The sequence below is a fragment of the Pseudomonas sp. GW822-FHT04H02 genome (assembly GCF_058800645.1).
In genome coordinates, this window is sequence record NZ_JBXAMM010000001.1 from 1,080,452 (window position 1) to 1,094,085 (window position 13,634).

Here is a 13,634-nt window from a genome sequence, read left to right on the forward strand (position 1 = left end):
TATTTTTCATGAGCATGGCCACGCCTGTGGCCGCGTTGTCAGTAGAGTTCAATGAGGTTTTCCTGAACAAGGGTGGAGCCCCGGTAGAGTTGAAGTACTTCGAATCGGGGAGTGGTATTTCCCCTGGAAACTACAACGTCGATATCTATCTCAATCAAGCGATGGTAGTTCGGCAGAGTGTCACCTTCATTGCAACAGGCAACTCGCCTGAAGTACGCCCGCAGATCAGTCTGGGCACTCTAAAAGCAATGGGCATCAATACTTCGCGGCTTGCGCAAGAGCGGCTCATCGCTACCGACAGCAGCGATGAATCGATCATCGACGTTGCCAGGCTGGTCAGTGGTGCCAGCATCGAGTTTGATGTCAGCGCTCTGGCCCTGAAGATCAGCGTGCCCCAGGCCTACATCCAGCGCGGTGCCGGTCATTCGGTGGATCGCTCCCTGTGGGACGATGGTGTTACCGCGCTCTTCACCGACTATCAGTTGAACTTCAACCGCAATATCAGCCAGGGCTACCACAACGACTACCGCTTCCTGGGGTTGCGCAACGGTTTCAACCTGGGTGCCTGGCGCTTGCGCAACGAGTCTTCAGTGTCGGGTTACACCGGTGTGCGCGACACCTTCAGCAGCAACCGCAGCTACATCGAGCGGGATGTTGCCTCTCTGAACGGCCGGTTTGCAGCGGGAGAGCTGTACACCCAGGGCGAGGTCTTCGACAGCGTGCGTTTTCGCGGGGTGCAGCTCAGTTCCGAGCTGAGCATGTTGTCGGATGAGGAAATCGGTTACGCACCGGTGGTGCGTGGCATTGCCGAGACCAACGCCACGGTGGAGGTGATCCAGAACAACTACGTCATCTACTCCACCAGCGTCTCGCCGGGCGCCTTCGAGATCCAGGACATCTATCCCAGTGGCTCCAACGGTGACCTGGTGGTGAAGATCATCGAGGCTGACGGTCGCGAACGGCAGTATTCACAGGCCTATTCCTATCTGCCGGTCATGATCCGCAACGGCAGTGCTCGCTACAGTGTTGCCGCTGGCCAATACAAGAACCATGACCAGGCTGCGCCAGGATTCGGCCAAGGCACCCTGGTATATGGCATGAGCGACAACTTCACCGGTTACGGCGGCCTGCTGGCGGCCACGGGGTACAAGGCCCTGAACCTGGGGCTGGGCATCAACTCGCCCTGGGGCGGGGTGTCGTTCGACGTGACCCAATCCAGTTCCGAGAGCCTGCGGGGCCAGGTGAGCCGGGGGCAGAGTGCCCGCGCTCTGTACTCCAAGACCCTGGGCACCACCGATACCAGCTTCACCATGATTGGCTATCGCTACTCCACCGAGAACTACCGGACCTTCAGCCAGCATGTGGAGGAGTCCGGCGACGTCGGTGGGAGCCATTACGGACGGCAGAAAAGCCGCTTTGACCTGAACGTCAACCAACCCCTGGGGCAATCGGGTTCGCTGTTCGCCAGTATGGGGGAAACCAGCTACTGGAATCGTCAGGGCAGTACCCGGCGCTGGCAGTTCGGCTACAACGGTAACTATCTGGACGTCAGCTACAACCTGGCCCTGTCGCGTACAGAAGGCCAGGGCATGGAGCAGGGCGCCGATAACCAGCTCAGTGCATCGCTGAGCGTGCCATTCGGTAGCTCGGGCCGGCACCAGCGGGCCTATAGCAGTGTGACGTCGTCGTCCCAGGGGGATTCGTCGGTCCAGACTGGAGTCTCGGGCAATTTGGATCAGCGAAATGCCTGGAACTACTCGGTCCAGGGCAGCCAGAGCCGGCAGGGTGGACGTTCCGCCAACCTCGACCTGAGCTGGGATGGGCCCGCAGCGAAGGTCAGCGGCAATTACGGCCAAGGCTCCGCCAGCAAGCACATGAGCCTCGGCGCTGCGGGTTCGCTGGTGGCCCACGCAAATGGCATCACCTTGGGCCCCTCGGTGGGGGAAACCTTTGCCCTGGTCGAGGTATCCGGGGTCAAGGGGGTAGGGGTCGATAGCAGCGCTGTTACACGTACCGATGACAAGGGTTATGCCATCGTTCCCTATGTACAACCCTATCGCTACAACTGGATCAGCCTCGACAGCGACACCCTGGGCAGTGATGTAGAAATACAAGAAAGTTCGCGCATGGTGGTGCCCACCCGGGGTGCGGTAGTCAAGAGTCGCTTCGAGTCCACGTCCGGGCGCCGCCTGCAGTTCGACCTGCGCACAGTAGATGGCCAGCAAATCCCATTTGGCGCTCAGGCCTATGACTCCCAGGGAAACTTGCTGGGTGTCGTCGACAACTTGTCCAGGCTGTTGCTGTTTGGTATCGGGGATAAAGGTGAGCTGGATGTTCGCTGGGGTACAAAGCACTGCAAGGTGAATTATGAGTTGCCCGCGGCGAACAAAGAAATGATTTACGAAAAGTTTGAGTTTTCCTGCAGTACTCCGAAGGCCTTGATGGCGAGCACTGAAGTAATTAGTTCAAGTAGCCAATGATGGCTTCGAGGTAAGTGGATGAAGCTGGTTTGTGTTTTTTTTGCAAGAATATGGCTGTGCATGGTTCTTGGGGGTGTCCCGTACGCCATTGCCGGATGTTCTCAGGTGCTCGGCCAGACGCTCCAACCGGCGATACCGGAAGTCTCGCAAGGAGCGACAGGAATGCTCTCCAGTTATTGGGCATCAGCAACGGTCTTGGTGTCCTGTAGCGGTCTGGTGGCATATGGGAAGTACTTTAACAACATCTATGCAACCGCGGGCGACTCGGGGAAGACCCTCTATTTCGAGGGCGCCAACTACAAGCTTTACAAGACTAGTTCCGCTGATGTGATGTTCATCGCCAAGGCTGCTGGTCCGGATAATATAGCTCGCCCTTTGGGCGACCTGAACCGCACGCCCGTATCTGTTAGCAGCACAGGAACTGCCGGCTTCGGGATGATCATTTATGTGCGGTATTACTCCCCGTCGCAGAAGCTGTTTCCGGGCTTGTACAGCATCACCGGGCAAGATCTGTTTGGCGGGCTGCTCAGTTACAACAATGGTGATCCTTCGGTTAATTTCGGTTATTGGGGAACCAAGGCGCTGGACTTTTCATTTCTGGTCATGGCGAGAACTTGCCAGCTTTATAATAATGCTCCAGTGAAACTGAAAAAAATCAGTTTGTCGGCGCTGCCAGTTCGAGGCTCAACGGTAGACGCGGGAACAGTCCGCCTGGATATAGGCTGCGAGAGCAGCATGAGCAGCAATAGAATCAGCGTCAATATGATTGATATGGCCACCCCCTGGAATAACTCGTCGAACCTGACATTTACTACTCACGCCACCCAACCTTCGGGAGTCGCCTTGCAACTGATGAATGCCGGGAAGCTCCTTAATCTAGGCGTCTCGTCCAGTAATGTTATTGGCTATACGCCGGCCGGCACCACAGACATCAGTAAAGTGCTTGACGTTCGTTATATCCGCACCGAAGACAAGGTAATCCCAGGAGCAGGCAATGCGGCAGTTTCAGTTACCGTCACTAGTGACTAGCCTGTTTTGCATAATCTTTTTCAAGCCATGCATTCACTATTATTCTCAAGTCGCCTACGGCATCATCCACCGAGTCAAGAAATCAGGAACAACCAAATCATGGGCAACATAGTCATAGTCGACGATCATCCACTGATGCGCATGGCCGTGCGTGTCATGCTCGAAAGTGAAGGGCATACCATCATGGCGGAAATCGACAACGGCGTGGATGCCCTGGAAATCATCCGCAAGTTGCTGCCTGACCTGATCGTGCTTGACCTGAGCATCCCCAAGATGGACGGTCTTTCGGTGATTGCGCACCTGACCTCCATCGGTATCTCCACCAAGGTGCTGATCCTCACCTCGGGCGACGCCCGCAACTTTGCCATGCGCTCGCTGCAGGCGGGAGCCGCAGGTTTCGTGTGCAAGGACGACAGCCTCGATGAACTGGCCGGGGCGGTGAAGGCGGTACTGGCCGGATACAGCTATTTTCCGGCGAACACGATTCACATGCTGCGGGACAACTCCCAGGCTGCGTCTCAGGAAAGCCTCAAGCTGGCACAGCTGTCCGATCGCGAGATTACCGTGCTCAAGCTGCTGGCCCGTGGCATGGGTAACCAGGATATAGCCCAGCAGTTGATGATCAGCCACAAGACGGTCAGTACGTACAAGGTGCGCCTGCAGAGGAAACTCAGCGTGGAAAACCTGATCGCCATGGTGGAACTGGCCAAGCGCAACGGCCTGGTGTGACCCCCGGCAGGGCCGGCGCAGGAGAACCTGCGCCGGCCTTTTTTTGCCTGGGCTTCAGTGCGGCAGGGCGAAAGCCTTTTCGATCCGCAGCAGCTCGGCTTCCAGCTCCGCGGTTCTGCCGGGCAAGGTGTCCGGATTGTGTTCCGTGCAAGCCTGCTCCAGGTCCTTGCACAGTTGTGTCAGCCGGGCATTGCGCATGATGGCTGCACTGCCGCGGATACGATGCGACAGGCGCACCAGGGCGTTGACATTCATCTCTTCGCACAACCACCGCAGCTCCTCGAGGTCCCGGCGATTGCTCTTGAGCAGTTCAAGGCGGAACTGTTCCTGAAGTGTCGGGTTGCTGCTCAGTTTGTTGAGGGATTGGCTGGCATCGCCATGGGCCTGGAGGATGGCGGCGGGCGGCGGGGATTCCTGGTAGGCCAGTGTCTGGGCCTGGTCCTGGGGCAGCAAGGTCGACAAGCGCTCCTCCAGGGTCGCGAGGCTCACCGGCTTGATCAGGCAGTCGCGCATGCCGGCATTGATGCAGCGCTCTATTTCCTCCTGCTGGGCATCGGCGGTCAGCCCGATAATCAGGGTGCGCGGGCGTTGCTGCTCATGCTCCTCGCGGCGAATGGCCAGGGCCAGTTCAACGCCATTCATCTGTGGCATGTGATAGTCGGTGATCAGCAGGTCGAACGCCTTCTGCTGCCATAGCTGCAAGGCCTGCACGCCGTTTTCGGCTTCCACCGCCTGGCAGCCGAGGAACTCCAACTGGGCCCGCAGCATCTGCCGGTTGGGGGTGTTGTCGTCAGCCACCAGAACCCGGGTCGCCCGCTGTGCTGCGAACCGCAGCTTGTTGATTGTCGGCGCGGGGGCCTCGGGCACCGGCTCCAGCACTTTCAGGCGCAGGGTGACGGTCACTGTGGTTCCCTTGCCTGGGGTGCTGAGCATCTCCAGGGCGCCGCCCATCATTTCGCACAGCGAGCGCGATACCACCAGGCCCAGGCCGCTGCCGCCCTGGCCACCGAGGGAGGGTTGGGCCACTTGGGCAAAAGGCCGGAAGAGCAACTGGCGGTCCTCCACCGAGATGCCTCGGCCGGTGTCCTGTACTTGCAACTTGATGTCGAGCATCTGCTCGCCGTCGAGTGCGCTTTCAAGGCGGATGCTCACCCGGCCCTGATCGGTGAACTTGATCGCATTGCTCACCAGGTTCGTCAGCACCTGCTTGAAACGCATGGGGTCGATCAGCACATCGAGATTGCTGCCCGCGTCCATTTCCAACAGCAGTTCCAGGCTCTTCTGTTGCGCCAGGCCTTCGAAGACCCGGGCCACGGGCTCCAGCAGTTCCTTGAGGCGGGTACGCCGGGGAAAGAAGCTCAGGCGCCCGGACTCGATACGCACGATGTCCAGGGTATTGCCCAGCAGTTCTAGCAGGTTCTTCGCCGCGCTGTGGGCGACATCGATGTGGTAGCGGTCGAGCACCCCTTGATCGGCCCGTTTCAGGACCAGCTCCAGTGTGCCGATCACCGCGCTCATGGGGGTGCGTATTTCATGGCTGATGGTGGCCAGGAACTGGGTTTTCGCCTGGTTCGCTTCATCGGCCTGGCCCTTGGCCTGTTGCAGGTCGTGGACCAGGCGCTGGTGTTCGGAAATGTCCTGCCAGCCACAGATCACTCCCTTGATAGTGCCCGAGGAGTCACGAAATGGCTGGATCCAGTGCTCGATGCACAGGCTGTTGCCGGCAATGACGATCTGATACTGGCGTTCGATGGTGATGCCGCTGTCCATGGCTTGCAGGTAGCTGTTGTGCAGGGCCAGGGCCACCTCGAAGTGCTCGATGGGCATCTCCAGGGCGGTCTTGCCCAGTACCTGGTCCTGACGCAGGTTCATCACCTGCATATAGCTGCGGCTGCAGGACAGCAGGCGGCCCTTGCGGTCGCGCACGTAGATGGGAATGGGCATGGAGTCGTCCAGGGTGCGCTGGAACTGCAACTGGTCGCTCAGGGCTTTCTCTGCCAGCAGGCGCCGGCGGATCTGCCGGCGCAGCTGGAAGATGCGGATCATGAACACTGTCATCACCAGTAGAGCGCAGCCGAGAATTTCCAGTATTACCCGCCCGTAGTCGCGCCAGCTCTGGCCACTCATCGCGGCATTGGCCCGCCAGCGAATGGTGATGGCGTTCAATTCATCGGGCGGGATGCTCAGGATCGCCTTGTCGAGGATCGACTGCAGCTGGGTGTCACCGCGGCGCATGGCGAAGCTGGCGGTGGCGGCATCGCCGTCGAGGATGGCGGCGATGCGCAGTTTCTTTTCGTACAGGCGCGCGGTGTAGTAGCGCGCCATGGACAGCGCCATGACGGCGGCGTCTGCCTGCCCGCTGGCCACCATGCTCATTGCCTCCAGGTTGTTGGAAGGGCGTAGCAGATGAATCTGCGGGTAATCGACGCCCAGGCTGGCGCTCAGTACATGTCCCCGGGCGATGGCCAGGCGTTTCCCGGACAGCGCAGCGAGGCTGGCGATGTCCTGCCGGCCCTGGGCAGTGACCAGGACAAAGGAGCTGGTGGCAAAGGGGTGAGTGAAACGGAAGGCTTCCTCGCGCTCGATGCTCGGTGTCAGCACCGCGAGGTCGGTTTCGCCGTTGCGCAAGGCTTTCTGGATGCCCTGGAAGCTGGAGGTGCGCTGCACCTCGAAGCGCAGGCCGGTGCGCTGGGTGATGATCTCGAACAGGTCGGAGATCACCCCGTTGAAGCGCCCGTCGGCATCGAAGAATGCGGAGGGGGCCATGTCGTCGTTGATCATCAGCCGGGCTACCGGATGCCGAGCCAACCAGCGCCGCTCCTGATCGTCGAGGACCACCCGGTCTTCTGGCATGACGATGCCTCCACCGGTCCAGCGCTTGACGATAAAGCTCATGCGCAAGGCGCCCAGCGAGGTCAGGGTGCGGTTGAGGATGTGCATCAGGCGCTGGTCGTCGGCGCGCAGGAGAAAGCCGTAGCCCCCGGATTCCAGGTCGATGAAACGGCTGAATTTCAGGTAGTTGAAGAAGCTGTGGTTGATCAGATAGTGGGCGCTCAGGGAGTCGCCGATGTAGCCGTCAACGCCCTGGAAGGCCACCGCGGCCATGGCCTGGGCGGCGCTGCTGTAGCTGAGAATCTGCGCCTCGGGGAAGTGGCTGCGAAACAGCTCTGCGGGCAGGTAGTCCTGGACCACGGCGATGGTCATCCCCCGCAGGTCCTCGGGCAGGTTTCGCTCATCGCCCTGGCGTCGATAGAGCGAAGGCGCGTTCTGCGCATAGGGCAAGCTTAGGGCGGTGGCTGGAGTCTGGCGCTGGTAGTCGCTGGCGCGGCTGAGCAGGTCGACCTTGCCGGCCCGCAGGGCTCTCAGAGCGTCTTGGGCGTCATCGAAACCCAGTACCTGGATCTCGATGTTCAACTGCTGTTTCAGCAGGGCCACCACATCGGCGCTGACCCCTTCGTAGTCACCGTTGCTGTAGATGATATCCATGGGCAGGGAGGAAGGCCCGGCGACCCCCAACACCAGCCGTCGCTTCTCCCGCAACCAGGCCCAGTCCTCGGCGTCCAGCTGGAGTTTCTGCGGCTCGCTGGCCAGTTGGCTGGTGAGGTGCAGGTGGTCCGGCACGGGCGCTGCGTGGCTGCGGGTGGCGAGCAGCAGGGTCAGGCAAAACACGCAGGACGTGATCAGTGACTTGGTCATGAACATAGGACGACTACCAGGGATAAAGCGGTCGGTTAGGGGGGCGAGATGAAGGGGCGCGGGCTCCATGGATCGCAAGGCATGGGCAAGCAACTCAGGCAGAGGCTATGGAGCGTCGCGAGCGGGCGTTGTGCAGGCAGTAGTTGATCAGGTGCTGCTCCGGCATCGGCCGGCCGATGGCGAAACCTTGGACGACGGGGCAACCCAGGGCCTTGAGCTGCTTCATCTGCGCTGGTGTCTCCACTCCCTCGACCACCAGTGACAGGCCCAGGGTGGCGGCCAGTCGCACAGTGCTTTCCACCACGCTGCGGCAGGTGGGATGGGAGTCCAGCTTGCGCACGAACGAGGCGTCCAGCTTGATCTGGTTGAACGGCAGGTCGCACAGCCGCTGCAGCGAAGAGAAGCCGCTACCATAGTCGTCCATCGACAAGCCGCAGCCCAGCACCCGCAGTTGCAGCAGGTTCTTCAGGCTGACGGCGGGCAAGTGGATGGAGCCGGTCTCGGTCAGTTCGAACATGATGCCTTCGGCCGGGCAGCGGTACTCGCGCAACAGATCGCTGACACCCTTGCTGAACCCTGGGTTGCTCAATTGCTGGGGCTCCAGGTTGAACGCCAGCTCCATGGTCACACTCAGTTCGGCGAGGATCTGCTGCAATTGCAGCCCCTGCTCGAAGAGCTGGGCAAACAGCATGTGCACCAGGCCGGCCTGGCACATCACGGGCAGAAAATGCTCCGGTGCCAGTATCCCCGCCTCGGGGTGGTCCCAGCGCGCCAGGGCTTCGGCCCCGGCCAGCCTGCCATCGAGCAGTGACAGCTTGGGTTGGTAATAGGCGACGAACTCGTGGCGCCTGAGGCCCTGGAGCACTTCATCGGCACTGGGGGCGGCCAGTGGTACAGGGCTGAAAGATCCGGCGTCGGATCTGGGCGTCCCGTGTTGCGCTCGCCGCGCCGCAGGCATAGGCGCGCGGTCAAGCAAGGCGGTACGGTTGAGGAAGGAGTTTTTCATGGCGCTCGACGATCCAATACGGTCTACCCACATTGGCGTAGCTCGATCAGACTGTCAGTCGGCGTTTTCGATGACAAATGTAGGACCGCTCCTACAATGGCAACAAGTTCAGGTAGTGTGCGTGACCCTCGCGGGTGCGGGGTGATGTTGATGAAGGACCTTTGGGGAGCATGAGATGCAACAAACAGCAGGTTTCGCCGGTTCACCTTCCCATGGTCTATAGACAATCCAGGGTCAAGCGCCTGGAGCGTGTGTCGCTGCGATTGAACCTCGGCCTGGTGATTTCCTTCCTGCTACTGGTGTTTTTCGTGAGTGCCGGTTACTGGGCGACCTACAAGGTGATGCGAGGTGAACTGGTCAAGGTCAATTACCACTTCCTGCGCCTGGTGGCCCGGGCCAACGACCATGAGACCTTTTTGCTGCGTGCCATCAAGAGCAGCGGTTCCAGCACCTACCGGCCCGAGACCGACTACCGGGGCTATATCTTCACGGAAATGCCCAAGGGTGATGTGCGCATCTACGAGGGCCTGGCGTCGCAGTACCTGACCAAGGTGTCCGTGGTCCTGCCCGAACACACCGACCGCCTGGGCCCCAGGGTCATCAACCGGCAACTGGGGCTGGCCCGGGGCCTTGCCAATGTCTACAGCGACTTCTGGATCGGTTCGTCCTTTACCGCGCCACAGATGTTCCTGTTCGACCTGGACCGTCACTTCGACATCGCCATTCCCTGGATCGAAACCCAGCCGCAGCAGGTTGGCGCTACGCAGCCCGACCTGTTGCCGGTGCTGAGCCGGGTCAAGGCGGCGATCCGCCGCGACCCACCGAAAAACAGCGATCTGATCGTGCGCTGGAGCCCCGCCGAGCCGTTCATGATGAACGGGCGCCAGGCCCTGCTGGCCTATGTCCTCGATCAGACGGCGGACGAGTACCGGGTGGCGGGGCGTGCGCCACGTGAGGTGGTGGCAGCCACCCTGCTGGAGCTGAGTGAGCTCAACGATTTCGGCGAGCGGATCGACAGGCAGTTCTATGAGCGGCCGGACTTCGAGTCCATCGACCTGCTGGCCCCCGACGGGCGCTTGCTGGTGGGCGCTGCCGACAGTGATATCCGGGACTATCAGAACGGCTTGCACCTGAGCGCATCGGGGCTGCTGATCAAGCGCAGCGCCGGTACCCAGGGCACCTGGCAGGCGCTGTACCGGATCAGCTACAAGAGCCTGCTGGAGGACGGATTCTGGCCGCTGCTGAGCCTGTTGGGGCTGCTGCTGACGTGCGTCTTCGGTGGCTGGGGAGTGATCGAGTGGTATCGGCGGCGGGTGGTGGAACCGGCCGGCAGCGATTTTCGGCAATTGCTGGTTACCCATGATTTCAACCACTCCATCCTGCAGACCGTACCGCTGGCGTTGTGTGTGGTCAGGGGGCCGACGCTGCAGCCGGTAACGCATAACAGTTTGTATGGGACCTGGCTGGGAGAAGCCACGGACCTGCGTTTGCTGATGCAGCACTGGGAAATGTTCGACCAGGGCCGGCCGATTTCTGGAGAAGGCTGCCTGGAAGTCGGCCCGCGTTCCTTGTACGTGCGTTTTGCGCCCACCGACTACCAGGGTGAGGATGTGCTGCTGTGCACCTTTACCGACATCACGTCGCACCGCGAAGCCGCGGCCTCGCTGATCATGGCCCGGGACGCGGCGGATGCCGCCAACGAGCAGAAGAGCAACTTCGTCGCCACCGTCAGCCATGAGATCCGAACACCCTTGTATGGTGCCCTGGGGACCCTGGAGCTGTTGGCGATGACTGACCTGAGCGAGCGTCAGCGCGCCTACCTGCGCACCATCGACAGTTCATCGACGGTGCTGCTGCAACTGATCAGCGATGTGCTGGATGTGTCCAAGATCGAGGCCGGGCAAATGGTGCCTGAATCGGTCAGGTTCAACCCACGGGAGCTGCTGGAAGAAACCCTGCGGGGCTTTTCGGCCATGGCCGCGAGCAAGGGCCTGGCGCTGTACGCCTGCATCGACCAGCCGTTGCCGGTGGAGGTCCTGGGGGACAGCCTGCGCATCCGGCAGATCGTCGGTAACCTGATCAGCAACGCCATCAAGTTCACCGCTCACGGGCGGGTGGCGGTGAGCCTGAGCCAGGTGCAGTGCGCAACGGGCCGGGCTCGCTTGCAATGGCAGGTGGCCGATAGCGGGCCGGGCATACCCCAGGAGGTGCAGGCGCGCCTGTTCGAACGTTTCTACCAGCGGGACAACCGGCAGCCGAACATACGCGGTACCGGACTGGGCCTGCCGATCTGCGCCAGCCTCAGCCAGATGCTGGGGGGGCACCTGAGTTTCAGCAGCGAAGAGGGCCAGGGCAGCACATTCAGCTTCGCCCTCGACCTTGAACTGGCGGAGTCCGAGGGGGCCGCCCCGGTGGACCTGCGCCTGCAGGGCAAGCGCATACACCTGCGTACCCCGTTCGCCGATCTGAGCGCCAGCCTCGGCGCCTGGTTGCAGCAGCACGGGGCGCGGGTGTCGACTCAGCCCGAGGCTCTGGGCGACATGCCCGATGTCATGCTGGAGGTGATGCCTGAAGCCCTGGCCGGCCTGGACTGGGCCGGAACCAAGGTCTTTGCCCAGCACGATTTCAATCTTCAGCCTCAGGTCATAGGCAAGGACATCCTGGTCAATCAGCACAGCCTGCCGGCCATCCTCCAGGCCTTGAACATGGCGCTGACGGGGGAGGTGTGCGAGCCCGACACCACGCCCGGTGGAGCGAGCAGACAACCGCTGGGCCTGAGCGTGCTGCTGGCCGAGGACAGTCCGGTGAACCAGTTGCTGATGAAGGAACAGCTGGAAACCATCGGCTGCCTGGTGGATGTGGCCAGCAATGGCATCGAAGGCTTGCACCTGCTTGACCAGCAGGCCTACGACCTGATCCTCACCGACGTCAACATGCCGCTCATGGACGGCTATGCCTTCGCCCAGAGCGTGCGCGAACGCAACCTGGACACGCCGATCATCGGTGTCACTGCCAACGCCTTGCGCGAGGAGGGGGAGCACTGCATCCGCGTCGGGATGAACAACTGGCTGACCAAGCCGATTGATATCCAGGGGCTTTACTTGTGTCTCAAGGCGGCCATCGAGATCCCGTTGCAGCACGTGGTTGCCGACGCGGTCCAGGCAACGGGCCTACCCCAGGACGATCCGTTGCGCGTGCCCGAGCGCATGCTGGAGCTGTTCCAGCTCACCATCGGCCAGGACCTGGAGGCGCTCAAGGCCGCGCTGGCAGGGGGCGACAAGGTGCAGCTGATGGACCAGTTGCACCGCATTCGCGGTGCCCTGGCAGTGGGCAAGGCCAAGAGCCTGATCCTGGTTTGCGCCAGCCTTGAAGCCTCGGTGGGCGGCCATGGTGCCAGGCTGGAGGAGGGCCAGTTGCAGCGATTCATCGAACGGGTCGAGCGGCTGATCAGCCAGCTCTGAGCGGCTAACCCGCCGGGGGTAATGCAACGGGGTAATCGTCAGCGGTTGTGCGGATTCTTACACTTCGACCCCTTGATTGTTCGACAGTGGAGACCGCAACCATGCGTATACGCGACCTTGGCATCACCCTCGGCACCGGTACCCCCGGCATCTACAACGCTATTACCGATGTGCCGGGGGTGCGTGTCGGCCATCACACCCTCAACCTGGAAACCGCCGATGCGTCGATCCATACCGGCGTCACAGTGATCGAGCCGCGGGCCGGTTCGGCCCACCTGGAGCCGTGCTTCGCCGGGGTCCATGTGCTCAATGGCAACGGCGATGCCACGGGCCTGGAGTGGATCCGCGAGGCCGGCTTGCTGGCCACACCCATTGCCTACACCAACACCCATAGCGTTGGCGTGGTGCGTGACGCCCTGGTGGCGGCCGAGCGAGAAATGGCCAGGCAACATACTTACTGGTGCATGCCGGTGGTGCTGGAAACCTACGACGGCGTGCTCAGCGATATCTGGGGCCAGCACGTGACGGCCGAACACCTCCACGCGGCCCTGAGCCAGGCCAGTTCCGGGCCGGTGGCGGAGGGCAACGTCGGAGGAGGCACCGGCATGATCTGCCACGAATTCAAGGGCGGTATCGGCACATCTTCGCGGGTCCTGAGCCAGGAGCAGGGTGGCTGGACCGTGGGCGTCCTGGTACAGGCCAACTATGGAGTGCGCGAAGCGTTGCGGGTGGCCGGCTACCCGGTGGGCACGGTACTGGGGGACGTGGCGTCACCGTTCAAGGGCCCGACTCCGGTCGGTGAGGCCGGCATGGGTTCGATCGTGATCACCATCGCCACCGACGCGCCCCTGCTGCCACACCAGTGCACGCGCCTGGCGCAGAGGGCCAGCATCGGCCTGGCGCGGGTCGGGGGAGGCACCGAGGATTCCAGCGGAGACATCTTCCTGGCGTTTTCGGTGGGCAATCGCAACCTGCCGGTGGCCAATCACGGCCACCCCGGTGCCCCGACCAGCGCCTTGCAGATGGTCAACAACGATTACATTTCAGCGCTGTTCGTGGCGGCCGCCGATGCGGTGGAAGAGGCCATTCTCAACGCCATGCTGGCCGCTCGCGATCTGTCGGGCTGTGGCAGCCAGGCCCTTGCGCTCACTCCCGAACGCTTGCTGGCTGCCCTGGAGCAGGTCGGCTGGCGACCACGGGGCCAGTGACAGGAGCAGGCACACGGGGTTGAGA

At 61.7% G+C, this 13,634-nt stretch carries 7 protein-coding genes; 5 read left to right on the plus strand and 2 right to left on the minus strand.

The annotated features are described in order from the left end of the window. The first annotated feature begins 8 nt into the window (after nt 1-8). From AC1RMG_RS05005 to AC1RMG_RS05015, 3 genes are all read left to right on the plus strand, one after another. Nucleotides 9-2,480 carry a fimbria/pilus outer membrane usher protein gene (locus AC1RMG_RS05005; protein ID WP_493168561.1) on the plus strand — a complete coding sequence of 824 codons (2,472 nt, stop codon included), beginning with the start codon at nt 9-11 and terminating at the stop codon, nt 2,478-2,480. 162 nt (nt 2,481-2,642) lie between these two features. Further along, entirely contained in the window at nt 2,643-3,509 is an 867-nt protein-coding gene (locus AC1RMG_RS05010; RefSeq protein ID WP_370059112.1) for a fimbrial protein, read from the plus strand. Nucleotides 3,510-3,608: 99 nt separating this feature from the next. Further along, nucleotides 3,609-4,238, plus strand: a complete 630-nt coding sequence (locus AC1RMG_RS05015; protein WP_065364027.1) for a response regulator transcription factor — start codon at nt 3,609-3,611, stop codon at nt 4,236-4,238. 54 nt (nt 4,239-4,292) lie between these two features. On the opposite strand, the gene AC1RMG_RS05020 is transcribed toward AC1RMG_RS05015, so the two are convergent. Both AC1RMG_RS05020 and AC1RMG_RS05025 read right to left on the minus strand, forming a co-directional pair. Further along, entirely contained in the window at nt 4,293-7,934 is a 3,642-nt protein-coding gene (locus AC1RMG_RS05020; RefSeq protein ID WP_493168563.1) for a transporter substrate-binding domain-containing protein, read from the minus strand. A 94-nt stretch (nt 7,935-8,028) separates the two neighbouring features. After that, nucleotides 8,029-8,940, minus strand: coding sequence for an EAL domain-containing protein (locus tag AC1RMG_RS05025; RefSeq protein ID WP_368994492.1), 912 nt, complete (start codon nt 8,938-8,940; stop codon nt 8,029-8,031). A gap of 212 nt (nt 8,941-9,152) precedes the next feature. Between AC1RMG_RS05025 and AC1RMG_RS05030 the strand changes: the two genes are divergently transcribed. Beyond that, a complete protein-coding gene (locus AC1RMG_RS05030; protein ID WP_368994491.1) occupies nt 9,153-12,401 on the plus strand; it encodes an ATP-binding protein in 3,249 nt (1,082 codons plus the stop codon). Nucleotides 12,402-12,502: 101 nt separating this feature from the next. Continuing rightward, nucleotides 12,503-13,609 (plus strand): DmpA family aminopeptidase, encoded by a 1,107-nt coding sequence (locus tag AC1RMG_RS05035; protein ID WP_072450373.1) that lies wholly within the window; start codon nt 12,503-12,505, stop codon nt 13,607-13,609. The last annotated feature ends 25 nt before the right edge of the window (nt 13,610-13,634 follow it).

Excerpts from the sequence above, each read along its gene's own strand:
- AC1RMG_RS05025 (WP_368994492.1), bottom strand. The coding sequence starts at position 8,940 with ATGAAAAACTCCTTCCTCAACCGTACCGCCTTGCTTGACCGCGCGCCT.
- AC1RMG_RS05015 (WP_065364027.1), top strand. The coding sequence starts at position 3,609 with ATGGGCAACATAGTCATAGTCGACGATCATCCACTGATGCGCATGGCC.
- AC1RMG_RS05020 (WP_493168563.1), bottom strand. The coding sequence starts at position 7,934 with ATGACCAAGTCACTGATCACGTCCTGCGTGTTTTGCCTGACCCTGCTG.
- AC1RMG_RS05010 (WP_370059112.1), top strand. The coding sequence starts at position 2,643 with ATGCTCTCCAGTTATTGGGCATCAGCAACGGTCTTGGTGTCCTGTAGC.
- AC1RMG_RS05035 (WP_072450373.1), top strand. The coding sequence starts at position 12,503 with ATGCGTATACGCGACCTTGGCATCACCCTCGGCACCGGTACCCCCGGC.
- AC1RMG_RS05005 (WP_493168561.1), top strand. The coding sequence starts at position 9 with ATGAGCATGGCCACGCCTGTGGCCGCGTTGTCAGTAGAGTTCAATGAG.
- AC1RMG_RS05030 (WP_368994491.1), top strand. The coding sequence starts at position 9,153 with ATGGTCTATAGACAATCCAGGGTCAAGCGCCTGGAGCGTGTGTCGCTG.